23 protein-coding genes are annotated in these 23,722 nt (G+C 51.1%); 12 read left to right on the forward strand and 11 right to left on the reverse strand.

Annotated features, from left to right (window positions below; genetic code table 11):
- The 4 genes from GEI7105_RS31725 to GEI7105_RS0121030 form a co-directional block, all read left to right on the forward strand.
- The coding region (locus GEI7105_RS31725) for a Uma2 family endonuclease (RefSeq protein WP_192816705.1) at positions 1-384 on the forward strand (384 nt) is incomplete at its 5' end.
- A gap of 96 nt (positions 385-480) precedes the next feature.
- A complete protein-coding gene (locus tag GEI7105_RS0121020; RefSeq protein WP_017662385.1) occupies positions 481-1,257 on the forward strand; it encodes a TIGR01458 family HAD-type hydrolase in 777 nt (258 codons plus the stop codon).
- 106 nt (positions 1,258-1,363) lie between these two features.
- Positions 1,364-2,761 carry a folate/biopterin family MFS transporter gene (locus tag GEI7105_RS0121025; protein ID WP_017662386.1) on the forward strand — a complete coding sequence of 466 codons (1,398 nt, stop codon included), beginning with the start codon at positions 1,364-1,366 and terminating at the stop codon, positions 2,759-2,761.
- Positions 2,762-2,792: 31 nt separating this feature from the next.
- The gene (locus GEI7105_RS0121030; RefSeq protein WP_017662387.1) at positions 2,793-4,472 is read left to right on the forward strand and encodes a glycosyl hydrolase family 28-related protein; all 1,680 of its coding nucleotides are present in this window, start codon (positions 2,793-2,795) and stop codon (positions 4,470-4,472) included.
- On the opposite strand, the gene GEI7105_RS0121035 is transcribed toward GEI7105_RS0121030, so the two are convergent.
- Positions 4,469-6,208: a GTPase gene (locus GEI7105_RS0121035; protein ID WP_017662388.1), complete on the reverse strand. Its 1,740-nt coding sequence runs from the start codon at positions 6,206-6,208 to the stop codon at positions 4,469-4,471. The two genes, GEI7105_RS0121030 and GEI7105_RS0121035, sit on opposite strands and share 4 nt — an antisense overlap.
- 25 nt (positions 6,209-6,233) lie before the next feature.
- Positions 6,234-8,711, reverse strand: coding sequence for a GTPase (locus tag GEI7105_RS0121040; protein WP_158413242.1), 2,478 nt, complete (start codon positions 8,709-8,711; stop codon positions 6,234-6,236).
- A gap of 496 nt (positions 8,712-9,207) precedes the next feature.
- Here GEI7105_RS0121040 and ndhC point away from each other — a divergent pair, with 496 nt between their 5' ends.
- From ndhC to GEI7105_RS0121055, 3 genes are read left to right on the forward strand one after another with little or no spacing between them, the layout of a single operon-like run.
- Positions 9,208-9,570: a photosynthetic/respiratory NAD(P)H-quinone oxidoreductase subunit C gene (gene ndhC, locus GEI7105_RS0121045; RefSeq protein WP_017662390.1), complete on the forward strand. Its 363-nt coding sequence runs from the start codon at positions 9,208-9,210 to the stop codon at positions 9,568-9,570.
- Entirely contained in the window at positions 9,561-10,298 is a 738-nt protein-coding gene (locus GEI7105_RS0121050; RefSeq protein ID WP_026097835.1) for an NADH dehydrogenase subunit K, read from the forward strand. Before ndhC ends, GEI7105_RS0121050 begins: the two co-directional genes overlap by 10 nt.
- A complete protein-coding gene (locus GEI7105_RS0121055) occupies positions 10,291-10,830 on the forward strand; it encodes an NAD(P)H-quinone oxidoreductase subunit J (protein WP_017662392.1) in 540 nt (179 codons plus the stop codon). Before GEI7105_RS0121050 ends, GEI7105_RS0121055 begins: the two co-directional genes overlap by 8 nt.
- 222 nt (positions 10,831-11,052) lie before the next feature.
- On the opposite strand, the gene GEI7105_RS35270 is transcribed toward GEI7105_RS0121055, so the two are convergent.
- From GEI7105_RS35270 to GEI7105_RS0121085, 6 genes are all read right to left on the reverse strand, one after another.
- Positions 11,053-11,172, reverse strand: coding sequence for a photosystem II reaction center protein J (locus tag GEI7105_RS35270; RefSeq protein WP_071592116.1), 120 nt, complete (start codon positions 11,170-11,172; stop codon positions 11,053-11,055).
- 60 nt (positions 11,173-11,232) lie between these two features.
- Complete coding sequence (psbL, locus tag GEI7105_RS0121065; protein WP_017662394.1) at positions 11,233-11,355, reverse strand: photosystem II reaction center protein PsbL; 123 nt, start codon at positions 11,353-11,355, stop codon at positions 11,233-11,235.
- Positions 11,356-11,364: 9 nt separating this feature from the next.
- The gene (psbF, locus tag GEI7105_RS0121070; RefSeq protein WP_017662395.1) at positions 11,365-11,496 is read right to left on the reverse strand and encodes a cytochrome b559 subunit beta; all 132 of its coding nucleotides are present in this window, start codon (positions 11,494-11,496) and stop codon (positions 11,365-11,367) included.
- 36 nt (positions 11,497-11,532) lie between these two features.
- Entirely contained in the window at positions 11,533-11,778 is a 246-nt protein-coding gene (gene psbE, locus GEI7105_RS0121075) for a cytochrome b559 subunit alpha (RefSeq protein ID WP_026097836.1), read from the reverse strand.
- 108 nt (positions 11,779-11,886) lie between these two features.
- Positions 11,887-12,891, reverse strand: a complete 1,005-nt coding sequence (locus GEI7105_RS0121080; RefSeq protein WP_017662397.1) for a photosynthesis system II assembly factor Ycf48 — start codon at positions 12,889-12,891, stop codon at positions 11,887-11,889.
- Between the two features lie 99 nt (positions 12,892-12,990).
- Positions 12,991-13,359, reverse strand: coding sequence for a rubredoxin (locus tag GEI7105_RS0121085; RefSeq protein ID WP_017662398.1), 369 nt, complete (start codon positions 13,357-13,359; stop codon positions 12,991-12,993).
- A 206-nt stretch (positions 13,360-13,565) separates the two neighbouring features.
- On the opposite strand from GEI7105_RS0121085, the gene GEI7105_RS0121090 reads away from it, so the two are divergent.
- Positions 13,566-14,333, forward strand: coding sequence for a proteasome-type protease (locus tag GEI7105_RS0121090; protein ID WP_017662399.1), 768 nt, complete (start codon positions 13,566-13,568; stop codon positions 14,331-14,333).
- A gap of 218 nt (positions 14,334-14,551) precedes the next feature.
- Here GEI7105_RS0121090 and GEI7105_RS0121100 read toward each other — a convergent pair whose 3' ends face one another.
- Complete coding sequence (locus GEI7105_RS0121100; RefSeq protein WP_017662401.1) at positions 14,552-15,673, reverse strand: DegT/DnrJ/EryC1/StrS family aminotransferase; 1,122 nt, start codon at positions 15,671-15,673, stop codon at positions 14,552-14,554.
- Positions 15,674-15,806: 133 nt separating this feature from the next.
- On the opposite strand from GEI7105_RS0121100, the gene GEI7105_RS0121105 reads away from it, so the two are divergent.
- The 4 genes from GEI7105_RS0121105 to GEI7105_RS0121120 all read left to right on the forward strand — a co-directional run bounded on the left by GEI7105_RS0121105 (position 15,807) and on the right by GEI7105_RS0121120 (position 20,149).
- Entirely contained in the window at positions 15,807-17,024 is a 1,218-nt protein-coding gene (locus tag GEI7105_RS0121105) for a glycosyltransferase (protein WP_017662402.1), read from the forward strand.
- An 83-nt stretch (positions 17,025-17,107) separates the two neighbouring features.
- Positions 17,108-17,845, forward strand: coding sequence for an undecaprenyl-phosphate galactose phosphotransferase family protein (locus GEI7105_RS0121110; protein ID WP_017662403.1), 738 nt, complete (start codon positions 17,108-17,110; stop codon positions 17,843-17,845).
- Between the two features lie 165 nt (positions 17,846-18,010).
- Positions 18,011-19,087, forward strand: coding sequence for a GDP-mannose 4,6-dehydratase (gmd, locus tag GEI7105_RS0121115; RefSeq protein ID WP_017662404.1), 1,077 nt, complete (start codon positions 18,011-18,013; stop codon positions 19,085-19,087).
- A 108-nt stretch (positions 19,088-19,195) separates the two neighbouring features.
- The gene (locus GEI7105_RS0121120) at positions 19,196-20,149 is read left to right on the forward strand and encodes a GDP-L-fucose synthase family protein (RefSeq protein ID WP_017662405.1); all 954 of its coding nucleotides are present in this window, start codon (positions 19,196-19,198) and stop codon (positions 20,147-20,149) included.
- A 104-nt stretch (positions 20,150-20,253) separates the two neighbouring features.
- Here GEI7105_RS0121120 and shc read toward each other — a convergent pair whose 3' ends face one another.
- Both shc and GEI7105_RS0121130 read right to left on the reverse strand, forming a co-directional pair.
- A complete protein-coding gene (gene shc / locus GEI7105_RS0121125; protein ID WP_017662406.1) occupies positions 20,254-22,209 on the reverse strand; it encodes a squalene--hopene cyclase in 1,956 nt (651 codons plus the stop codon).
- A gap of 612 nt (positions 22,210-22,821) precedes the next feature.
- The gene (locus GEI7105_RS0121130) at positions 22,822-23,697 is read right to left on the reverse strand and encodes a carbohydrate ABC transporter permease (protein WP_017662407.1); all 876 of its coding nucleotides are present in this window, start codon (positions 23,695-23,697) and stop codon (positions 22,822-22,824) included.
- Between the last annotated feature and the right edge of the window lie 25 nt (positions 23,698-23,722).

Here is a 23,722-nt window from a genome sequence, read left to right on the forward strand (position 1 = left end):
TGTTGCGTTTACGCTGTGCTTATCTCAATCGCGAGTTGGCTTAAGTATTTTTACTCATTACTTAAACTAGATGCTCCCTACTGTTTTGGCTCCTCCAAACCCGTCCCCGATTTGGTTGTGGAAGTGGTGTTTTCCAGTGGCGGACTCCAAAAACTCCAGCGATATCGAGTTTTAGGCGTTCCGGAAGTGTGGTTTTGGCAAGACGGCTTATTCGGCCTCTACCGTCTGCGCGATGCGGGTTACGCCAAAATTAACCGTAGCGAAATTCCCGAACTGGCAACTCTCGATATTGAGTTGCTGACTCGCTGCGTCTTGATGGCTCAGACTTCTCGATTGGAAGCGGCGAGGATGTTTCGCAATGCCTTAAATTTGGAGTCTCGCTGAACGAGATCGATCGTACACTGGCGATCGCCTAGACGAAACGGAGAGTTCGTCGCGGCGTTCTATCGTCCCTCGCCAATTCGATCGAATTTCAAAACCATGACTGACGCCTTCCCCGGTATCGATGCTTTTCTCCTCGACCTCAACGGCGTGTTTTACGTCGGAAACCGCCTCATTGACGGAGCCGTTGACACCATCAAAACCTTGAAACTCCGAGAGATTCCCTGTCGCTACATTACCAACACGACGACCCAGTCCATCGATACCTTTCACCAAAAACTTCTAAATTTGGGACTTCCTATCGAGAAAAAGGACATCATCAGCGCCCCCTACGCCGCCGTTCTGCACCTGCGACAGATGGACGATCCCAAATGTCACCTGTTGCTGTCGGACGACGCCAAACGGGAGTTTTCCGAATTCCAACAATCCGACACCGAACCGGACGTTATCGTCATCGGCGATATCGGCGATCGCTGGGATTACAATCTCATGAACGACCTGTTTGGAATGTTAGTCCGGGGTGCGGAACTCGTCGCCCTCCACAAAGGTCGCTACTGCGAAGGGGAACGAGGACTGCAACTCGATATCGGGGCGTTCGTCACCGGATTGGAGTACGCCAGTGGAAAAACTGCCACCGTCATCGGCAAGCCGTCGGCGTCGTTCTTTAAATTAGCCTTAAGCGATTTGAACCGATCGCCTTACAACGTCGCCCTCGTCGGCGACGATATTTATTCTGATGTCGGCGGAGCGCAAAAAGCCGGACTGATGGGGGTTTTGGTGAAAACTGGCAAATACCGCCCCGAACTGGCGCAGGAAGCCCCCGTGCGTCCCGATCGCGTCCTCGATTCGATCGCCGACTTAGCCAATTTGCTGTAATGCCAATCCTTGTAACGATTTGACGACGGTTCGGATCTCCTCTCTCATCGTCTTTTGGCAGACTCGTTAAGATAAAGCAACGGATAATTTGAAGTTTTGTTAATCAATGCTCGTTTCTCAATCCGGTATCGATCGCATTAAAGACACGCTCAAAGAAAAAGTCTTGTTCGGCAACGAACCGACGCCCGAACTCTTCGCGATTCTCCTGGTGTACTTCGTCCAGGGAATTCTAGGGTTAGCCCGTCTCGCCGTCAGCTTTTTCCTCAAAGACGATCTCGGCCTCAGTCCGGCAGAAACCTCTGCCCTGTTGGGGATTGTCGCCCTCCCTTGGACGATTAAACCGCTGTTTGGCTTCATCTCCGATGGATTGCCCATTTTCGGCTACCGTCGCCGTCCGTATTTGATTCTCTCGGGGTTTCTGGGGGCGTTTTCCTGGCTGACGCTGGCTACGGTGGTGACGCGCCCTTGGCAGGCGATCGCCGCCATTTCTCTCGGTTCGCTTTCCGTGGCGGTGAGCGATGTCATCGTCGATTCCCTCGTAGTCGAACGAGCGAGAAAAGAGTCCCAAAGCGACGCGGGTTCCCTGCAATCGGTGAGTTGGGGAGCGTCGGCGTTGGGGGGATTGATTACCGCTTATCTCAGCGGTTCGCTGCTGGAAATCTTCAGTACGCGCACCATGTTCTCGATTACGGCGACGTTTCCGCTGATCGTCTCCTGTGTGGCGTGGCTGATTGCTGAAGAACCGACGCGCGATCGCATCCACTTCGACAGCGTTAAAACGCAAGTCGGACAACTGAAAAACGCCGTGACACAGAAAGCGATTTGGCTTCCGACGGCGTTTCTATTTCTGTGGCAAGCGACGCCAACCGCCGACGCTGCCTTTTTCTACTTCACCACCAACGAACTGAACTTTCAACCGGAATTTCTCGGACGAGTCCGTTTGGTGACGAGTATTGCCTCGCTGGTGGGAATTTGGCTGTTTCAGCGGTTCTTTAAATCCGTTCCCTTCCGCACCATTTTCGCCTGGTCTACGGTACTCTCGGCAGTGTTGGGCATGACGGCGTTACTCCTCGTTACCCACGCCAACCGCGCGATCGGTATCGACGATCGCTGGTTCAGTCTCGGCGACAGTCTCGTGTTAACGGTGATGGGACAAATTGCGTTTATGCCCGTGTTAGTCTTGGCAGCGCGGTTGTGTCCGAGTGGTGTCGAAGCGACGTTGTTCGCCCTGTTGATGTCGGTGTCGAACATTGCGGGGATGGTGTCTTACGAGTTCGGTGCGATGTTGATGCACTGGATGAACATCACCGAAAGCAATTTTGACAATCTCTGGCTGTTGGTAATCATCACGAACTTGAGTACGTTACTGCCGTTACCGTTTCTGAACTGGCTACCCTCGAGTAGTGCTTCGGGTGACGGTGGCGACGATGCGGAGACGAGTTTACCGCCGTCGGAAGAGGCCGTGCCAGAACTCGATGCGATCGAAGAAGGTGTGGGCGCTTAAACCCTGTTTCCTATTCTGATGGAGGCTGGTTGTGAACTTTCCTCGCAAATGGAAATACGTGGCGATCGCACTGTTGTCTCTAGCGTTCGTCCTCGGAATTTACCTGCTATACCGAACCTATCCCGGTAGCGAAGCCGTTTCGATGCGATCGCCGAACACCGAAGCCTCAACGCCCGTGTCTCTCCCTCGTTTCGTTAACAATTGCGGAACTTCCACCCCCGGCGAAACCGAGAACCCCATCGCCGCCGCCTACGGAAATTCTGCCTATCCTTGGACGAACGAGATTCGCTGGCAGTGCGTTTACAACATCGAAGATTTCCCCGGAAACAGCCTCGACGAGCGGTTTCGAGTGGCTCGAGATACCGCGTCAAACAACGGCGGTGGCGTGGTGTACTTCCCGGCTGGAACCTATCGTTTTTCGGAGAATTTGGAGTTAGCAGACGGTGTGGTGCTGCGAGGGGCGACGCCAGCAGTGACAGATGCGAAATCCTCGGAGTTTCGACCGCCGACGCGTTTAGAATTTCCGAAATACGAACCTCGATTTTCGGGAAACGGCACGCCCAACGAGACGGCGTTCAAACAGATATTGACAAAAGACGCAAATCGTGATAGTAAAATCGGGTTGGTCGATCTGGATATTGATCGCGCGGGAATCAAATTTTCGGGCAATCCCAAAATTACCGAATCTCGAAATATCGTCGTCTTTGGCATTCGCAGTAACAACGTCGCCGAACCCGATCCGAACGTTCCCGATCGCTCGTTTCAAAAACCGTGGTTTCGTTACAGTTATCGCTTCGCGGCAAATATTGACATCGACGCTCGCGAAAACGTTTTAGTGGCAAACAACCGCGTTAACGATTCGATTACCGACAATTTCGACCAGCCAGGATATACCGTAAAATCCCTCGATCGCACCGAAGTCATCACCTACAATGACGGCAGTAAAGTCCCGTTTCATTACGGGAATCACTACGGAATCATCGTCAATCGATCGGGACGCTTCGAGCCGTCAGAAACCCCAGAAACTGCCCCCGAACTGTTTCGCAAAGGCGTTACAATTCGCGACAACTGGGTGTATCACACCATGCGCGTCGCCATTCACGCCGCCGGAGACGGGTTAATCGTTCGCGACAACGTAATTCGCGACGATCGCAACAAACAATGGTGGACGGACGCGACGGGATTGCGAGAACCGCGCGGGGCGAATACCCTAGAAAATCGGGGGATCGACTGGTCGGGGTGGAACGTTGAGGTTATCGGGAACGACTTCGAGGTGTACCGTCACCGTTTGGGAAGTACCAACTATCTCAGCGTGGATGGGGAAGGAATTTTGATTCAAGCCTGTTGTGGCGGAACGACCGTCAACGGGGCGACAATTCGCGCCAATCGCGGTAACGCTTATATCGGATTGTATAAAGTGGGGGATATTCGCAACGTGGCGATCGCCGACAATGACATCGAACCGCCTGCTTATGCAGACACTTCAGCGGTATACGTCGTCGCCGACACGAACGATCGCCCCCATTCGATGGAAAACGTCCGAGTCGAAAACAATCGCGTTGGTGGAAGTATTACCGTCTCTGCTAAAGCTGGAGGACGCAATAATCTCGTTGTCAACAATCGCGGCGACGGAAGTGGGGCAATTTTGCGATCGTGTCACGTGCAGCTTCGCGACAACCGGGGATTTGAGGAGAAACCCTGTTCCGATTAAGTTTTGAGAGATAGAAGTAGGTGTTCGAGTTTTTTTCGGACTTCCGCCAGTTTTTGCGCCTGCTGGCTGTTGGAGACTTGGCGATTCTGGAATTGAGTCCGGTTCGATTGAATTTGCATCTCGATGTAATCGTAAGTCTCGTCTTCAAATGTCTGTTGCTGTTCTTTGAGTTGCTGCTCGACTTTCCGGGCAATTCCAGCGAATTCGCGATCGATTCCACCTTGTGCTTGTCGTAATTGTTTCGCCTTTTTTTGCTGCTCCGCTAACTCCCATGCTTCAAACCCTGCTCCGACAATCACCAAAGCTGGCCCGGCAAAGCGGGCAACATTTCCGATATTTTTCGCAATTCCAACCGCCTGCCAGGGACGAAATTTAAAACCGACAAATTTACCAACCGCCAAGACACCTTTATGTAAATTACTTCCAACTACATCGATGCTTCTCAATGCCGCACCGCCTCCACCTGATAATTTAAATGCTTGCCGCGTTGCATTCTGAACGATTTCTAAGCCAACTTGACCAGCGATATCTTCAAAAAACTTGACTTGTTGAGACAAATCGTTAAAATTAAACCCCTCTTCTACATACTGAGCCTTGAATTCAGATTCTGCGTTCAGCATAGCGATAAAGCTTTGAACCAAATCGCTGTTTAAAACCTGTTTGACTTCTTCTTGTAAACTTTCGATCGCGCTTTCAATTAATTCTTGAAAAACCTTCTCAGTTTGATCCCAGATTTCCTCGATTTTGCGTTCGATTTCTTTTTGGCGATCTTTAAATTCTTGCTCGTTCTTAAATTCCGTTAAATCGTTGGCAAGTTGGTTTCCTATCGTCCGAATTTCTGAGGTTGCGTCGAGTATAACTTTCTTGAGTTTTATCCGAAATTCGTTTCGTTTTTGATGAACTGTCTTAGCCAATCGATTCAAAGTTTCCAGAAAATTCTTATCCTGTACCGTTCCTTCAGAAAACCAAATTTCTACTTCGTCAACATAGCCTAAAACCCGCCGAATCGGGGTATCGAGTTGAGCCAGTTTATCGCGTTCGCGAACGAATCGATCGAGCGCCTGAATAAACTCAGTGAATCGACTCAATTCGATTAAATCTTCTTCGTCTTCATCCACACCTTCGCAATAATCTTTCGCGTCAAAAAAACATACCGGAAAATCGTCTAAGCTATGGGGCGATAGTGCTTGAGTCATGCTGGCGCGATAGTTGGCAATTTTAACATCATCATCTCCCGCTTCTGATGAAAGTTTGTTAAACACCAGCATCATTTTATGGCTGTAGCGTTTCTCGTATGCTAGTTTTGTAAAATGCTCGACAATACACTTATCAAGCAACATATGCGTCGTACAAAAGACGAGTAAATCGGACTGCTCGATTTCTCGATACGTGACTTCATCGTGGTCTTTTCGTTCGGTGCCAATTCCCGGCGTATCGACGATTTTAATGCCGTTCCAGTCGTAAGGGGTGGCTTTGTCGGTGGTAATGTCCGCCCCAATTTTTATATTTCGGTTTCCCGTCAACGCTGAGATAATCGTAGATTTTCCAGAACTGTATTGTCCGATAAAGGCAACTTTCAGTAAGGGATTTTCCCGAATGGCTTCGGATTCACGTTTCAGTTTGTGGCGGTATTCTTCGGCTTCGTCGCGATCGCTCTTTTCAAGAATGTTGTCGAACATTTCCAAAGCGCGATCGAATTCATCGTGAATTTTCGTGAAGTTAATTTTTTCAATCATGATTCCGTTTGTTTGAGTGAATCAATTATCGAGAAATTATTACATTTTCGCCAAGAATATGACTGCAATTTCGTTTGATTTGCGAGACAGGAGGTTGTGACTTAGTTAGCTGTATTTCAAAATATTCTCCTGGCTTACGGCGAACATGGTAAATGGTTTTACTGAGTCGAGATTCTGTTAACTCTCCTTGTCGATCGTAACAGTAGTCTACAACCCTCAGCGCGAAAAATCCTGTTAATTGATTCTGTGCATTTTTCAGTTTTTCTTCTGTCTCTTCAAGTGCTTGTAGAACTGAATCCAGTTCTGAAATAGTCTGTTCAAAGTAATCCCTAACTAGAGATACAATTTTTTCGTGTTCTTTATCGAATGTTTTTTGATAGTCTCGGAGTATCTTCTTCTGATGAGCTTGAAGACTAGCTTTTAACTCGCTTTCTATTTTTTGACAAGCTTCACGCTGACGCTGCGCTTTACTTTTGGATAAACTCCCTAAAATTCCAGCGACGATCGCACCCCCTGCTAGTATAGGAGGGAATAATCCACCTCCCACAATTGCCGCAACTACTCCCGCAATTCCTAGCAATGCCGCACCTGCTTTAAAGGCAAACTGAAAGTCAAATCCTACCCCAACACCTTCAAATCTAAATCCCGAATCTCCAAAACCAGTAAAGAATTTTAAATCATATATAATTTCTTCAATTGCATTTTGGATTTCGCGTTTGTATTGACTCTCAAGGGACTCTGTAATATTTTTGAGTTTCTCTCTAAGTTTTACGTCTGACTTCAGAAAATGCTCCCAGGCGTTTTCTTGTGATTTTTTGTCCTTTTCCCAATTCCTTCTGGCGAACTCAGGTATTTGATTGATAACCGTTTGAAACATATCTAAAATTTCAATTTCAAAATTTTGGATTGTCTTTTTGCGTATTTTTTCGATTTTCACCTGAAGTTCTTGATATTTACGATTGATTTTCTTTCGTTCTTCTTTGAGATTGTTATGTCTTTTTGAAATGTCTCGATCGAACGCCTTAAGAGATGTCGCTGTTTCACCCAACAAAGTTTGTGAAATCAGCAACGCACTTTCATTGATAATTTTATTTTCAATCCACTCGAGAAAATCTCGGATTTGGCTCGCACGATACAGGCGATCGCATAACTCAGCATTCTCTTTTTGTCGCGATAACTGCGCGGCTAAGAGCATGACAGGTAAAACCTCGATTAGCTCTCCGGTATAATGCCGATCTGCATACTCAGTAATTCGTGTTTTATGCCCTTCGATTTCTTCGTTGGACATTCTCTTTTGAGGATTTTTTATAAAAATATTTAAACGCTTTTCATTTTGCAGATTGTACTGAACGTTGAGTAAAATCAAGAGAGGTTTTGTTTTATTTTTTAATTTTTTGAGAAACTCGAATTCGGATTCCTGAATGCTATCGCTGGTCACGATGTAGCATATCAAATTTGCTTCTTCAACCGCTTTTGACGCTTCAATCTCGTCCAATTCTCCGCCCACAGCAGCGATGCCAGGTGTATCGATTAAGCGAAGATTGTTGCTTAAATCGTAGCGTCGATTTTGACGAGTTTTGCGTTGTTGTCCATCGCCAATTCCGTCATAATCTCGATCGAGTAAAGTAGCGAATAGCGTGCTTTTTCCGGCTTTAGTTCGTCCCATAATGGCGATGGTGAAATGACCGAGCGATCGCTGTTTTGCTTCTAAAGTATCTTGCAACGTCGTTAGATAGATCTCAGCAACTTGGCGAACCCATCCATAAAGTTCTTCGAGGGGTTCCAAAGCCGCATTTTGGGCTTTTGACTGAGAACGAGAGGGAAGAGCACGGCGTCGATGCGTAAAGGACGATTTAAGCTTGTTGAATTGCGCGATCGCTGAAGAGACAACGCGATGGGCGCACTCGTAATCAACATTGGCCAGTGTATCGCTCGAGGCGATCGCTTCGGCATAACGGGGGTCTTCCAAAAGCGGCGTTTGCGTGTCTTCCCGTCTCGCCTCTGGCGGAGGAGATTGACGGTTGGGAGAAGAAGACGTTGCATCGCGATCGATCTCACCTTTGCCTTTCTCGTCTGAAATCGCCTCAGAACTCCTATCGGAAGAAGGATTTGCTTCAGGGATATCCGATGTCGTGGGGGCGAGATAGTCCCGCAGCGATCGCGCCAAGGGAGTGTTTTGCTGAGATAACACTTCTAGGCTTTGCATCCGAGTTGGCCACTGTGCCAGAAGTTGGGGCAAGCGTTGCGGCGGCCACTCCCAGAGCGAGGCCAGATAAAACAGCGATCCGATTTGCGTTGAGAACACTTCCAGTGTCGCGGGATTGTCTTGAAAGTGGTGCGCGATCGCGATTGCCTGCACTATCCAATTTTCGCGATCGCTCTCAGGAAGCTGACGGGCTACCTCGTTCAGCGTCAAACCTGGAGTGTCGGGAGCGACAAATACCTTATAGAGGTTCAGTTGCATCCCAACATCCCCCTGAAGCGTCTCGGAAACCTCTTCCAAAAACCGCGAGTGCGAGGTATGACCGTCATGATGGACTCGCAGCAAATGCGCTAACAAGAGAATTGAAGTGTGAGTCCCCAGGTTCTCCATCTGTCGTGCGATTTGTCTAAAACTTTACCCTGTTTGGTCTATATTAGAGACTTTTAGACGCCCCTAGCGTCCGTGGATATACCCGATCCGATTTCCCAAGTGAGTTTTAGCTCGAACGCCCAAAATTCCTTCGGGGGTTTGCTACAGCACTTTTAAGTCCCACGATTCTCGGTGTAAGAATCGGAGACTGCGATTTTTTATCGAACGGATAAGCCATCGCATTCGATCGCCTCTATCTACCCAGGCCCTCGTTGCCTTAAACTGAGAACCGATCGAGGATTGGCGAAGCTGAGAATCCAAGGGCGATCGCAACGGGTAGGTTTGCGCTTGCGCCCTTAACGTTCCTTGAGATCTCGCGATCCCTCGATTATCATGAGTGTAAATATAAGTAAAGACGTTAGCACCTGTGTTTGTTCTCAGCGGTTACGAGTATTTCCTAGGCTTCCTGATTATCTGCGGTCTCGTGCCAGTTCTGGCCTTGACCGTCTCGAAGCTAGTCCGACCCAAAAGCTTGGGTTTAGAGCGCAACACCACTTACGAGTCCGGCATGGAACCCATCGGCGGGGCGTGGATTCAGTTCAACATTCGCTACTATATGTTCGCGCTGGTCTTCGTCGTCTTCGATGTGGAAACAGTCTTTCTGTATCCCTGGGCGGTGGCATTTCACCGACTGGGACTCTTGGCGTTTATCGAAGCGCTGATTTTTATCGCGATCCTAGTGATTGCCTTAGTTTACGCCTGGCGTAAAGGAGCATTGGAATGGTCATGAGCGACAACGCAAATCTAACAAATTCATCAGCGCAAACACTTTTTAACCCTCCCGAGCGTCCGCAAGTGACGCAAGAACTCTCGGAAAACATCGTTTTGACGACGGTAGACGATCTCTACAACTGGGCGCGTCTGTCGAGTCTCTGGCCGATGATGTACGGGACGGCGTGCTGTTTCATCGAGTTTGCCGCACTGATCGGCTCTCGATTCGACTTCGATCGCTTCGGCTTAGTCCCGCGCAACAGCCCGCGACAAGCGGACTTAATCATCACCGCCGGCACCATCACTATGAAAATGGCACCGGCTGTCGTGCGTCTGTACGAACAGATGCCCGAACCGAAATACGTCATCGCAATGGGAGCTTGCACCATCACCGGTGGAATGTTCAGCGTCGATTCCCCGAGTGCGGTGCGTGGCGTTGACAAACTCATCCCCGTCGATGTTTACATCCCCGGATGTCCCCCGCGTCCAGAAGCCATTTTCGATGCGATCGTCAAACTGCGGAAAAAAGTCGCTAACGAGTCGTTAATCGAACGGGGTCAGAACCAACAAACCCACCGCTATCATACGATTTCTCATAAGATGAAATCGGTCGATCCGATCCTCACGGGTGAATATATGCGCTCTCAAGCGCGTCACACGCCGCCGAAGGAACTCACCGAAGCGATGGGAATGCCCGTTCCCCCCGCTCTTCAATCTACCGTCAAGCAGGAGGAAAGCCGTGGCTGAAGAGTCTCAAAATCAAGCCGAACAAGCTCAAGAAAACCAGGAAAACAAACCCGTTCCCGCCGGTCCGGTGTCAAGTTGGCTGACGGACAACGGCTTTAGCCACGACGCCCTCGAACGGGACAATCTGGGGGTGGAAATGCTGAAGGTAGACGCGGAAGTTTTGATTCCGGTCGCCACGGCATTGTACGCCTACGGTTTCAACTATTTGCAATGTCAGGGCGCTTACGATACCGGTCCGGGTGGTGAGTTGGTGAGTTTCTACCACCTGATTAAAGTCAGCGACAACGCACGCCAGCCGGAAGAAGTTCGTCTGAAAGTGTTTTTACCTCGAACCAATCCGAAAGTGCCGTCGGTGTACTGGATTTGGAAAGGGGCGGATTGGCAAGAGCGCGAGTCTTACGATATGTATGGCATCGTCTACGAAGGACATCCCAATTTGAAACGGTTGTTGATGCCGGAAGACTGGAAAGGTTGGCCGCTGCGGAAAGATTATATTTCCCCCGATTTCTACGAGCTTCAAGACGCTTATTAATGGCGAATCGCTCGACTCGAGTTTGCCCCCAACTTTTTTAAGGTTGGGGGTATTGCTTTTTTTATAAAAATGTGGTACAGAAGCGGGAGTTATTTCGATAAGCTGAGTTTCAACAAATGTTCACCACAGAGAACACAGAGGCAAACAAAACAAGGCGCACAAAACAAATCGACCTCCTCGAGTGAGAAGGTCGATCGCAGGCGAATCTTGAATTTCGCCGTCTTACATCGCCGAACCGACGCCGACGTAAGATCCGTAGAAAAAGAGCGCCAGGATTCCGACTGCACCGAGTCCAGCGATCGTGGCTACGATCCAAAGGGGAATACGGGTATCTCCAGACATGGGGGTAATTTCCTTAGACTTCACTCAACAACAGAGAGGAACGATCGATTCAACGTCGATTTAGTTGAAAAAGTAACTCGAAAACAGAATGCCCAGAACGAAAATTAGCAGCAATCCCAAATAGAGGGACGTGCGGTTTAATTCGACGGGCTGGCGGTTGGGGTTCGGTTCTCTCGTAGGCATGGATAACTCCTAGCGTTGAATGAATTGCATAGCGGCGATCGCGCCCAAGAAGAAAATCGTGGGAACGGCCAGGGTGTGAACGGCAATCCAGCGAACGGTAAAAATCGGATAGGAAACAGGTTCGTTCGAGGGATTAGTCATGGTTAAAACCTCACGTTAAACAGCGATTGTCTCGGTTTATTTGATAAATTCTTCGATTTGCTGGCGACTTTCAAAGCGATCGGAAACGATCGGCAATTCCAGGCGCTGTTTGGTGTAGTATTCATCGGGACGCGGCGTGCCGAACACATCGTAAGCCAAACCCGTACTGACGAACAACCACCCTGCAACGAACAACATTGGAATCGTTACAGCGTGGATCAGCCAGTAGCGAACACTCGTAATAATGTCTGAAAACGGACGCTCTCCAGTAGTACCAGCCATGTTGTTAAATGTCTCCTTACAATAGCTTAAAACTCAAACCCTATCATACAAAAACAGCGATACACTCACAAGCAACCGCCACCCGAAGGCGGCGGCTCGCTTTTCAGTTTACGCTGCTTCTGACGGCCCTTCGTAACGCAGTAACGTTCCGCGTTGACCCAAAATAAAGCCTAACTCCGGGTTAATAAATTTAACGCGGTTTAAGTTAGAGGGAACGTCTTGAATTTCGCGATCTTTCAACCAAGTCTGACCGCCATCAAAGCTCACCATTAAGTTACCTCCTCCTCCGACGACCCACATTTCCTCGGGGGTGCGATAGGCCAAATCGAGCAGTCCCCAACTGGTCGAGAATTCGGGATAAAGCGGTTCGAGCCAACTTTCGGGATCGTTGGGTTCGCTAAACTGCAACTGTCCGCCTCGAGCCAAAACCCACAAGCTGCCGTCGGGACCAAACCCCATATTTTGCAGGCGACGAGAGCTTTGGCGGTTGAACGGTTGCCAGGTATCACCCTCGGGATTCCAAATCGAGAAGAAGTTGCCGCGAGAAGAGACGGCGACATATTTTCCGTCTTCAGCACGAGAAATATTCCGAAACACGCCGAGGGCTTCCTGCACGAGTCCCGTCCAATTTTGACCGTCGTTCTCCGTGCGGTAAATTGCACCGACGTTGGTGGTCATTTCTGCCGAGTGAGGACCCAAGGCGGTAATGGTGCTGGGACTTCCCGGTAGTTTTTCGCTTAAGGGAACGCGATACCAGGTGTCTCCACCGTCGAGCGTGTGAAGCAAGACTGCCGGTTCGCCGACGATCCAGCCCTCGTCACCGGAAAAGCTGACGGAGTTCAACCGAACCTTTTCCCCCTCGAAATCTAAGGGACGAGCTTTCCAGGTTTTCCCGGTATCGTCCGTCTCGAACAGGGTGGCATTGCTGCCGACGAGCCAACCTCGGGAAAGGTCGTCGGTGAAGGCAAGGTCGGAGAACGTCGAGTCGGTGGGTAACGATCGCACTTGCCAGGGATTTCCTTCGAGCGGCGGCGCATAACTGCATCCGACCAGTAGGAAAACTACAGCCAGCGCGATCGCGATCGGTTTGAAACGTTGCAGGATAGCTTTCATCGGGTATTTCAATCGTGGTCGGTCGTCAATCCTCGAAACGCAGGGGTGAGTCGCGAGCAACTCAGGCGAGTTATGGGTGTTAGCTTGCTAGCAGACCGTCTACCTCAAACCGTAGAGGCTGAGCATAAACAAAAATGCCAAGGCTAACCCGCCAAAAATTAACAGTGTTTTTTGAGTCGGCGTGAGTTGGTTGACCCCCAAGCCGTACCCGAAGTTTTCTTTAAACCCAGATGCCGTTCCTTTCGGGCCGACGTTGGCAAAGGCCGTCTTGCGTGCGCCGCAAACTGGACAGCGCCAAGAGACCGGTAACTCCTCAAAAGTAGTTTCCGGTGCGACGTTCCGCGCGTCGTCTCCGAGTTCGGGTTCGTAAACGTAGCCGCAGGCGCGACACTCGTAGCGATCGAGTTCGGGCGATTCCGATTGTCCCTCTCGATCGGGTTGCAGATCGTTGGATTCTTGGGTATCCATGACTCGGCGTGTGGGTGGTGTCAGCCAACCTTAAAAAAACTGTTAAATATTATGACATAGAAGCGTCCGACCCTCGATCGCGATTTTCGAGAAAAACGGCGCAATAGTGACTGTACCTGCCCGTCACGCTTCCGGTAAGATCGAACTGCTTGGCGCTGACGGCCGGACGGCCTCTCATTTATCGAAAAATTTACTGAAGGAACTCGATGACCTACTGTCTTGGCATCTTGAACGCTGACGGTCTCGTGTTTGGTGCCGACTCGCGCACGAACGCGGGGGTCGATTATATTTCGACCTACCACAAGCTTTTCGATTTCGCGCAACCGGGCGATCGGGCGATCGTCTTGTGTACGAGTGGCAACCTATCGGTGACGCAATCGGTGATGCAGGAAGTCAAACGGGACATCAAACATCAAGTGGAACCGAACCTCTACACCCTCGAGAGTCTTTACGATGTCGCCCGTTACATTGGAGCCAAAATCCGCGACGTTCAAGACCTCGATCGCCCTTGGTTCAAGCGAGATAATATCGATTTTCAATGTAACTTTCTCGTGGGAGGACAGGTCGCGGGTGAAGACCCCATGCTGTTTCTGGTATACCGCCAAGGGAACTGCATTCAAGCTACTCCCGAAACGCCATTTCTACAAATCGGCGAAACGAAATACGGCAAACCCATCCTCGATCGCCTGCTCGCCTTCGACACTCCCCTCGATCTCGTCGTCAAGAGTGCTGTTTTGTCGATCGATTCGACGATGAAATCGAACATTTCCGTCGGTCCACCGATTAACGTCCTCATGTACCAGCGGGACACCTTTGAAATTCGCCATCGGCTACGGTTGCGTCTCGGTAGCCCCTATCTGGCGAAAATTCGCAGGTACTGGGAAGACGCCGTTCGCCAAACCTTCGAGCAAATGCCTGATATCGAATGGCAAGACGACGTCGGCGTGAACGGTCAGGAGATTTCGATCGATTGATTTCGCAGAGGGGGAGAAAGGGAGAGGGGGAGAGGGGGAGAGGGGGAGAAAGGGAGAGGGGGAGAAAGGGAGAGGGGGAGAAAGGGAGAGGGGGAGAAAGGGAGAGGGGGAGAAACGATTAACTGTTCCCTGTTCCCTGTTCCCTGTTCCCTGTTCCCTGTCTTCACTGGTGACTGGTGACTGGTGACTGTTCCCCGTTCCCCGTTCCCCGTTCCCTCTCAATCACCGATCGCTTCTTTGAGACGATAGGCGATCGCCTGTTGTTGGTCTGGCGTCAGTTCGGGGAACATGGGTAACGATAACACCTCGCGACAGACTGTCTCGGCGGCGGGAAAGCTGCCCTCGTCGTAGCCTAACTCGCGATAGACGGGTTGGCGGTGGAGTGGAATCGGATAGTACACCATCGTACTGACGCCGAGAGTTTGGAGAGATTCGCGGACACGATCGCGATCGAGGGGGGTACTCAGGCGAATCGTATACTGATTCCACACGCTCTCGCCGCCGTTATCGGACTCTGACGGTAAAACGACGTGAGGAATCGGCCGTAACAATTCCGCGTAACGACGGGCGATTTCTCGCCGCTGGGCGTTCCATTTGTCGAGATACCCCAGCTTGACCTGTAAAATCGCCGCCTGTATTGCGTCGAGACGGCTGTTAATGCCGATTTCTTCGTGGACGTAGCGTCGGGTCGAACCATGTTCTTTCAGCACCCGCAAACGACGGGCCAACTCGGGGTCGTTTGTCGTCATCGCCCCGCCGTCGCCGAAGCCTCCTAAATTTTTCGTGGGAAAAAAGCTAAAACAGCCGATGCGTCCGAAACTCCCCACTTGACGGTCGTTCCAGGTGGCACCGGTAGCTTGGGCGCAATCTTCGACGATCGCAATGTTTCGCGAAGCAGATATCTCCATCAACGCTGACATCTCCACCGGACGGCCGAACAGGTGAACCGGAAGGATCGCTTTGGTGCGATCGCTCAACGCCGCTTCCACAGCCGCCACGTCCAGATTAAACGTCTTCGGATCGATATCGACAAAAACGGGAGTCGCCCCCACCGCACTGATGACTTCCACGGTGGCGAAAAAGGAAAAGGGGGTCGTGACGACCTCGTCCCCTGCTCCAATTTCCAAGGCTCTCAGTGCCAAATACAGGGCGTCCGTACCGGAATTACAAGAAACACAGTGAGTCGTTCCCACGTAGTCGGAAAACTGCTGCTCGAACTGAGTCACGCCGTCGCCGCCAATGTAACGACCCGATGCCATCACCTTCAATACAGCCGTTTCGAGTTCCGAGGCAATGGTTCGATATTGTTGTCCTAAATCGATCGGAGGAATTGAAGTCACACACACACCCACTCAGGATAAATTCCGTTGGCTCTTTACAGAATAATGGAATTCCCAACTGACAAAATATCGTACCGGACAAATCCCCTCCGGGTGCGATCGCCCGGTCGATGAAATACGGTATCGTAACCTGATGTTGTGGTGGTGTGATGTGGGACGCGGGCAAACGATGCCAGATTGGGACACTTCAAAAATTGCACTGGTTCACGAGTGGTTGACCCCAGAAGCGACGGGCGGCTCGGAACTGGTGGTGCGAGAGATTTTACAGCACGTCGCGGCCGATCTTTATGCCCTCGTCGATTTCGAGTCGTCGAATCCCGAGAGTTATCTCTACAAACGCCCCATCACAACGACGTTTTTACAGAACCTTCCGTTCGCCCGTCGCGGCGTTCAGAAATACTTACCTTTGTTACCGCTGGCGATCGAACAGTTGGATTTAGAGGGATACGACATCGTTCTGTCATCGTCTCACGCCGTCGCCAAAGGGGTGTTGACGCGATCGCACCAAATGCACCTGTGTTACTGTCATACGCCCATGCGTTACGCCTGGGATCTAACGTTTGACTATCTTCGGGGATCTCGGGCGGGGCGGGGGCTTCCCGGCGCTCTAACGCGGGCGCTCCTGCATTATTTGCGTCAGTGGGATGTTATTTCTGCCAACCGCGTCGATTACTTCGCGGCCAATTCCCAACATACCGCTCGGCGAATTTGGCGGTGTTACCGACGGCGAGCCGAAGTGATTTATCCGCCGGTGAACGTCGAACGATTTCCATTCGTCGAACAGAAACAAGACTTCTATGTCATCGTCTCTCGACTCGTAAGCTACAAAAAAGTCGAGCCGATCGTGCGAGCCTTCAATCAGTTAGGGGAACCCTTGGTGGTGATCGGAACCGGGCCGCTGCGCGATCGCCTGCAAGCGATCGCCAAACCGAACGTCGAAATTTTAGGCGCACAACCCGACGAGGTGGTCGATCGATACCTCTCGAACGCCAAAGCCTTCGTCTACGCCGCTTGTGAAGATTTCGGCATGGCACCGGTGGAGGCCCAAGCCTGCGGAACGCCCGTCATCGCCTACGGTGCGGGTGGCGCTCTCGAAACCGTGCGCGACTTGCGAACTTGGGGAGAAAACGGAACCGGCCTGTTCTTTGACGAACAAACCGAAACCGCTCTCATCGAAGCCGTCAAAACCTTTGAAACCGTGCGATCGCGGTTTAATTCCGCCGCCGCGCGATCGCATTCGGCTCGGTTTGCCCCTACAATTTTCCAACAGCGTTATTTATCGTTCCTAGAACGCTGTTATCGTGACTTTCGCTCTGGTACGCCAGACGAAGTGAGTGTCCTGTCGTCATAACGATCGCCTCGAGTGCGATCGAAGCCGATCGATATGGCTTTAATATCAGGACAGTGTGTGTGGTGTGAATCGAAAGGAGTAAGATGACTGCCAATAGCCAACTCATCTCCGGTAAAGGACTGTGGGCGTTTGTCAAACGTGGATTCAGTCCCCGTCTATCGGAGGCACTGGCGCGATTCCTCGCTATCGATCTCGACGAACCGAGCGGAGCCGTCAGCAAACGACTGTTCGATATCGCGTTTTCGACTTTTGTTCTCGTCTTCTTTTCGCCAGTTTATCTGTTATTAGCGCTCCTAATTTTTATCAGCTCTCCCGGGCCGGTTTTTTACGTTCAAGAACGCGTCGGAAAAAATCGAAGGATTTTCGGATGTATTAAATTCCGAACCATGGTTCCTAATGCCGACGCCGTGCTAGAGCAGATTATGGAGACTTCTCCTCAACTTCGGGAAGAATTTCAAGACAACTTCAAGCTTAAAGACGATCCCAGAATTACCTGGATCGGTCGCTTTTTACGCTTTACCAGTCTCGACGAATTTCCGCAGTTTTGGAACGTTCTAAAAGGAGACATGAGTGTCGTCGGTCCTCGTCCCTTAGTGGTCGAAGAACTGTCCAAATACGGACGCTATATCGATAAAGTGTTGACCATTCGACCGGGAATTACGGGATTGTGGCAGGTTTCCGGACGCAACGATATCCCTTACGAAAAGCGGGTAAAAATCGATGTCTACTACGTAAACGCTGGCAGTCTCTGGATGGATATTTGGATTGCTGTCAAAACGATCGGTGTCATCGTTTTTCCCAAAAACAACGGCGCCTACTAAGGTCGATCCGACCCGACGAGCAACCGTCACCAGAGCGATCGCGTCAGCCGACTGAACGATCGCCCCTCGATTTCGAGTGTGGACGATCGCCGCTCGGGGAGACTTTAATGGGTGACAAGTGACTTGGGTTCGACCTTGTCGTAAGCGAATGAGGATTCAGTAACTATGACCGAAGCGAAGCGAGCGCTAATTACGGGGATTACGGGTCAGGACGGCTCTTACCTGAGCGAACTTCTCTTAGAGAAAGGGTATCAAGTTCACGGCATTATCCGCAGAACCTCGACGTTCAATACCGATCGCATCGATCACATCTACGTCGATCCCCACAGTGAAGACGCCCGCCTGTTTCTCCACTACGGCGATTTAACCGACGGAACCACCTTGCGCCGTCTGCTCGAACAGGTACAACCCCACGAAATTTACAACCTCGGCGCTCAATCTCACGTGCGCGTGAGTTTCGACTCGCCGGAATATACAGTGGACACCGTGGCCATGGGGGCGTTGCGCTTGCTCGAAGCCATTCGCGACTACCAGCAGCGTACCGGAAACGAAGTGCGCTTCTATCAAGCGGGGTCGTCAGAAATGTTCGGCAAGGTTCAAGAAATTCCCCAAAAGGAAACGACCCCGTTCTACCCTCGCAGTCCCTATTCTTGCGCCAAAGTTTACGCCCACTGGCAAACGGTTAACTACCGCGAGTCTTACAACCTCTTCGCCTGTAACGGAATTCTGTTCAACCACGAATCGCCGCGACGGGGGGAAACCTTCGTCACGCGCAAAATCACGAGAGCCGTGGCGCGAATCGTCGGTGGAATGCAGAAAAAACTGTTTTTGGGCAACCTAGACGCCAAGCGAGACTGGGGCTATGCCAAAGACTACGTGCGGGCGATGTGGCTGATGCTGCAACAGGACGAACCGGACGATTACGTCATCGCCACCAACGAAACCCACTCGATTCGCGAATTTCTCGATTTGGCGTTTACCTACGTGGGTTTAGACTGGCAGGATTTCGTCGAGTTCGATCCCCGCTATTTACGTCCGGCTGAGGTGGACTTGCTCATCGGCGACGCCACGAAAGCGAAGAAAAATCTGGGTTGGGAACCGTCGGTGACGTTCGAGGAGTTGGTTCAGTTAATGGTCGATGCAGATATGGCGGCGTTAGGGTTGCCGTCTCCGCAAGAAGGCGGACAAGCCCCCGACGATCGCGCGTTTATTCGTCAAGAGGCCGTGAATACTGTCGATTAATGCGATCGCCTGAGAATTGGGAGAGATTCGCCGTTCTCTCAATTCTCCCTCTCGGGCAACGTTCGGTACGATGCTCTTTAAGATTCTCGATAACAGCGAGGCACTCTCATGGCTGGTTTAGCGTTAGCGGACAAACGAATTGTGGTGACGGGGGGTGCGGGATTCCTCGGCCGTCAAGTGGTCGCCCAACTGATCGAAGCCGGAGCCAATCCTGATAAAATTACCGTTCCGCGATCGAAAGATTGCGACCTCCGCCAGCTCTCGGACTGTCAGCGAGTGGTGGAAAATCAAGATATTATCGTTCACTTGGCGGCTCACGTGGGCGGAATCGGTCTCAATCGCGAGAAACCCGCCGAATTGTTTTACGACAACTTGATGATGGGGGCGCAGCTCATCCATTCGGCTTACGAGGCAGGCGTCGAGAAGTTTACCTGTGTGGGAACCATCTGCGCCTATCCTAAATTTACGCCAGTTCCGTTTAAGGAAGACGACCTTTGGAACGGGTATCCTGAAGAGACGAACGCCCCTTACGGCATTGCAAAAAAGGCGTTGTTGGTACAGTTAGAAGCCTATCGCCTCCAGTACGGATTTAACGGCATTTACTTGCTTCCGGTGAACCTGTACGGACCCGAAGATAACTTCAACCCCCAAAGTTCCCACGTGATACCGGCGTTGATTCGCAAAGTTCACGAAGCGCAGCAGAGAGGGGAGAAAACAATTCCCGTGTGGGGCGACGGTTCGCCAACGCGGGAATTTTTATATTCAACGGATGCGGCGCGAGGTATCGTCATGGCGACGCAGTTATACGACGATCCCGATCCCGTGAACTTGGGAACGAATTCGGAAATTTCGATTCGCGACCTCATCGAGTTAATTTGTAAACTGATGGAGTTCGACGGCGAAATTGCTTGGCAAAGAGACAAACCCAACGGACAACCTCGCCGCTGTTTGGACACCCAACGGGCGAAAGAACGGTTTGGCTTTGAAGCTCAGGTGAGTTTTGAAGAAGGGTTGAAAAATACCATCGACTGGTATCGTGCCAACGCCGATAAAATCGATTGAGATTTGGATTTTTCTCAAGCAAAATCTTGGGCGAGATCCCTAGCTTCGGGCCAGATCCCCGGCATCTCCAAGATGCCGGGGATCTTTTTTGGAAATCGGGGATTTTAACGCTCTCCGAAGGCTTTGCGATAGCGCCCTAACGCCAATAAGGGGAAGTACAACTGATAGTAGTGGTACTTGAGATAGAAATGGCTGGGGAATCCAGTTCCGGTGAAGTAGGCTTCAAACCAGGAACCGTCGGGCTTTTGCGTGTCGAGGAGATAGTTGATTCCGCGATCGATCGCTTCCCGTTCCCAGGAACCCGTCGCCTCCCCTGCGGCTAACAAACCGATTAACGCCCACGCAGTTTGAGAAGCGGTACTGTCGCCTCGTCCTTTCAACGCAGGATCGTCGTAACTGCGACAGGTTTCGCCCCAGCCGCCATCATCGTTCTGTACGCTGACAAGCCAGGAGACGCCACGATCGCTCGCCTCACGGTGGGTATCTGGGGCGACTAACGCTAACGCCGAGAGCGCACCGCTGGTTCCGTAAATGTAGTTGACGCCCCAACGCCCGAACCAGGAACCGTCGGCTTCTTGTTCGCGAACCACGTAACTCAACGCCTGTTGAAATTGCTGGCGATACCGCTTCAAGGGCGCGTCGTGGGAATCTGACTCCAATTCTCCCGCCATTTCCAAGACTCGCGAGGTGACGTCCGCCGTGGGGGGATCGATCGTAGCTTTTAAATCACTGTAGGGGAGAGCGTTCAGCCAGTCTTTGTCGTTGTCCACATCGAACGCCGCCCAACCGCCATCGCGACATTGCATCGACATCATCCAACGCACGCAGCGAGCGATCGCCGCCTGTTTTCCGTTCTCGTCGGGGAGTTTGGCTTGGTTGAGGGTCATCACCACCACCGCCGAATCGTCGAGATCGGGATAGAAGCGGTTGTCGAACTCGAACGCCCAACCGCCCGGTTCGCCGTTTTTATTTTTCACCGCCCAATCGCCGCGATCGAGGATTTGCTCGTCGAGTAACCACTGCGACGCTTTCACCACCCGTTCGTCGTCGGGGGCGATTCCCGATTCGACTAAGGCGCGAACCACCCAGGCGGTATCCCACACGGGAGACACGCAAGGCTGCACCCAGTAAGCGTTTTCGGTTTCGACGCCGAAGCGATCGATCGCCTGGAATCCTCGCTCGACGACGGGATCGGCCACATCGTACTCCAAGCAGCGCAACGCTAACATAGAATTGAGCATCGCTGGAATAATTCCGCCCCAGTCTCCGGTGGGTTCTTGACGTTCTAACACCCACTGTTCGGCGGCTTTCAAGCCTTCTTCGCGGAAGGGAACCAGGTTTAACTGTTCGGCGAATTTAAAGCCGTTGTCGAGTTCGACGAACCAATCGCCCCAATCGCCGGTTTTGGGAAGATCGTATTTTACGTTTTCGACGCCTTCGCTGTAGAGTTCGTCGAGGGTAAACTTGGGTTCGACCGGAAAAACTGGTTGTTTATCGAAGACAATAATCAGGGGAACGGTACTCCCCCGCGCCCAACTAGACATATCGTAAATGCTGAAGGGGGCGTCGCCGGGAAGCAGCATAATCCAGGGCGGAATGGAAGGAAGTCCCCGCCAGTCGTAGCATCCGATGAGGGCGAGGTGCAGTTTGGTGAAGATGCGGGTTTTGCTGATTCCGCCGCGATCGCAGATGAATTTTCGGGCGTTGACGAGGGCTTCGTCGTCGCGATCGACGCCTAACAAGCGTAACGCCATGTACGCTTCGACGGAGGTACTGAGTTCGCCGCCGTCGCCGTAACAGAGTTCCCAACCGCCGTGTTCTCGCTGTTCTCGACGTAAGAACGCTTCGGCTTTGTTGAGGGAAATACGGTTGGTCGTATTCCAAATTTTGTGGAGTAAAACGACTTCGGCGAGCATGGTGACGTTGGATTCGAGATCCGCCCACCAGTAGCCGTCGGGATGTTGTTGGCTGAAGAAGTAGTTTTGGATGTTTTGGATGCCTGTTCTCAGGCGTTCTGGGTTGACGTTCACTCCTGAGATAACGGAATTTGGGTTTTGCATAAACCTATTTGTTGGGAAAGACCGTTTGATATTGTGCCGTATTTTTTGGTTTTTGGGGGCAGGCTCGTGACAGAGTATTTTTTGTAAGTCAGATATCGGCAAGATCGATCGCCGTTTATCAAATTAACTTGTTTTTTGGCGTAAATTATAACAAAAAAATAGTTTTTTTAGGCTGTTTGGCAATATAAAATGGAATCCGTATTACAGAGACAACTATAGCAACCCTAAATCAGTTATGTAACAAAATTTAGACAAAAAAGGAATCGGGAACGGGGAACGGGGAACGGGGAATCAGATTTTTTCGGGTGTTTTAATTTTTGAAAACTCATTTGGGACTGCTATAGCTAATACTAAGTTGGTGAAGAATTAATCTAAAGGTCGATTAGGGTGGGATCGTCCCAGTTCTGTAGTGAGGGTGCATCTCAATTTCGTAGAACGACCCCTCCGCGCCTCGACTGAGGCTTCGACGGTGAGCGCTCAGCCGAACCGCGCTCGCCGAACGTCCTTCGGCATCTCCCCTTAGTAAGGGGAGGATGGGTGGGGTTCTGGGTGCAAAAGTGAGATGCACCCTGTAGTGATTCAAAAATAAAGCAACAAAAAAGCCAAAGCTCGCTACCGCTGAGTTAGTTTTAAATTGGCAAAGGACAGCCCTAAAATTAGCAAAAACAAGACTAAGCCGATGGTGCAGGCGTAGCTGATTTCCAGGCGATCGAACGCCTGTTCGTACAGATAGTACACCACGGTTTTCGAGCTGTTGCGAGGACCGCCTTGAGTCATCACGTACACTTCCTCGAACACCTTCGTCGCCGACAACGCCGAAATCGTCCCCACCAACAACAAATAAGGACGCATTAACGGAACGGTGATGTCCCAATGTTTGCGCCACCCATCGGAACCGTCGAGAGACGCCGCTTCGTACAATTCCTCGGGAATCGACTGCAACCCCGCCAAATACACCACCATGTAATACCCAAGCCCTTTCCACACCGTTACCGCCATGACGCTAAACAGGGCGAATTTGGGACTCGTCAGCCAGGGAAGGCCGTTTTCTACTCCCAACTGCTGCAAAATTTGGTTGAACAAACCGTTTTCGGCGTAGAGATATTTCCAGGCTAATCCCGCGACGACCATTGACAAAATAACTGGTGTGTAGTAAAAGGCGCGAAACCAGGAAATGCCTTTGAGGGGGCGGTTGACGAGAATTGCCAAACCGAGCGGAACGGTCACGAGGACGGGAACGACGCCCACGAGATAGAGAAGAGTTTGGCGTAAGGTTTGCCAGAAAATCGGATCGCCCCAAAGCCGTTGAAAGTTCGCCCAGCCAATCCACTGGGGGGCTTGGGTGAGGTCGTATTCATAGCGGGTAAAGCTGAGAAGAAAGGCTTGGGCGGTGGGAAAAAAGACGGTGACGAGGAGAACGAGTCCCGCCGGAAGGAGAAAGAGATAGGGGGTCAGCGTTTGTAAAACGCGGCTAGAAGACTGACGCATCACGATCGCAAAAAAACAGGTTCGG

It is taken from the genome of Baaleninema simplex PCC 7105 (assembly GCF_000332355.1).
In the GTDB taxonomy this organism is placed as follows: domain Bacteria; phylum Cyanobacteriota; class Cyanobacteriia; order Cyanobacteriales; family Geitlerinemataceae; genus Baaleninema; species Baaleninema simplex.

Bases quoted from the DNA above. Each gene is read 5' to 3' on its own strand.
- GEI7105_RS0121020 (WP_017662385.1), top strand. From the start codon at position 481: ATGACTGACGCCTTCCCCGGTATCGATGCTTTTCTCCTCGACCTCAAC.
- GEI7105_RS0121025 (WP_017662386.1), top strand. From the start codon at position 1,364: ATGCTCGTTTCTCAATCCGGTATCGATCGCATTAAAGACACGCTCAAA.
- GEI7105_RS0121035 (WP_017662388.1), bottom strand. From the start codon at position 6,208: ATGATTGAAAAAATTAACTTCACGAAAATTCACGATGAATTCGATCGC.
- GEI7105_RS0121050 (WP_026097835.1), top strand. From the start codon at position 9,561: ATGGTCATGAGCGACAACGCAAATCTAACAAATTCATCAGCGCAAACA.
- GEI7105_RS35270 (WP_071592116.1), bottom strand. From the start codon at position 11,172: ATGTCTGGAGATACCCGTATTCCCCTTTGGATCGTAGCCACGATCGCT.
- psbL (WP_017662394.1), bottom strand. From the start codon at position 11,355: ATGCCTACGAGAGAACCGAACCCCAACCGCCAGCCCGTCGAATTAAAC.
- psbF (WP_017662395.1), bottom strand. From the start codon at position 11,496: ATGACTAATCCCTCGAACGAACCTGTTTCCTATCCGATTTTTACCGTT.
- psbE (WP_026097836.1), bottom strand. From the start codon at position 11,778: ATGGCTGGTACTACTGGAGAGCGTCCGTTTTCAGACATTATTACGAGT.
- GEI7105_RS0121080 (WP_017662397.1), bottom strand. From the start codon at position 12,891: ATGAAAGCTATCCTGCAACGTTTCAAACCGATCGCGATCGCGCTGGCT.
- GEI7105_RS0121085 (WP_017662398.1), bottom strand. From the start codon at position 13,359: ATGGATACCCAAGAATCCAACGATCTGCAACCCGATCGAGAGGGACAA.
- GEI7105_RS0121090 (WP_017662399.1), top strand. From the start codon at position 13,566: ATGACCTACTGTCTTGGCATCTTGAACGCTGACGGTCTCGTGTTTGGT.
- GEI7105_RS0121105 (WP_017662402.1), top strand. From the start codon at position 15,807: ATGTTGTGGTGGTGTGATGTGGGACGCGGGCAAACGATGCCAGATTGG.
- GEI7105_RS0121110 (WP_017662403.1), top strand. From the start codon at position 17,108: ATGACTGCCAATAGCCAACTCATCTCCGGTAAAGGACTGTGGGCGTTT.
- gmd (WP_017662404.1), top strand. From the start codon at position 18,011: ATGACCGAAGCGAAGCGAGCGCTAATTACGGGGATTACGGGTCAGGAC.
- GEI7105_RS0121120 (WP_017662405.1), top strand. From the start codon at position 19,196: ATGGCTGGTTTAGCGTTAGCGGACAAACGAATTGTGGTGACGGGGGGT.
- shc (WP_017662406.1), bottom strand. From the start codon at position 22,209: ATGCAAAACCCAAATTCCGTTATCTCAGGAGTGAACGTCAACCCAGAA.
- GEI7105_RS0121130 (WP_017662407.1), bottom strand. From the start codon at position 23,697: ATGCGTCAGTCTTCTAGCCGCGTTTTACAAACGCTGACCCCCTATCTC.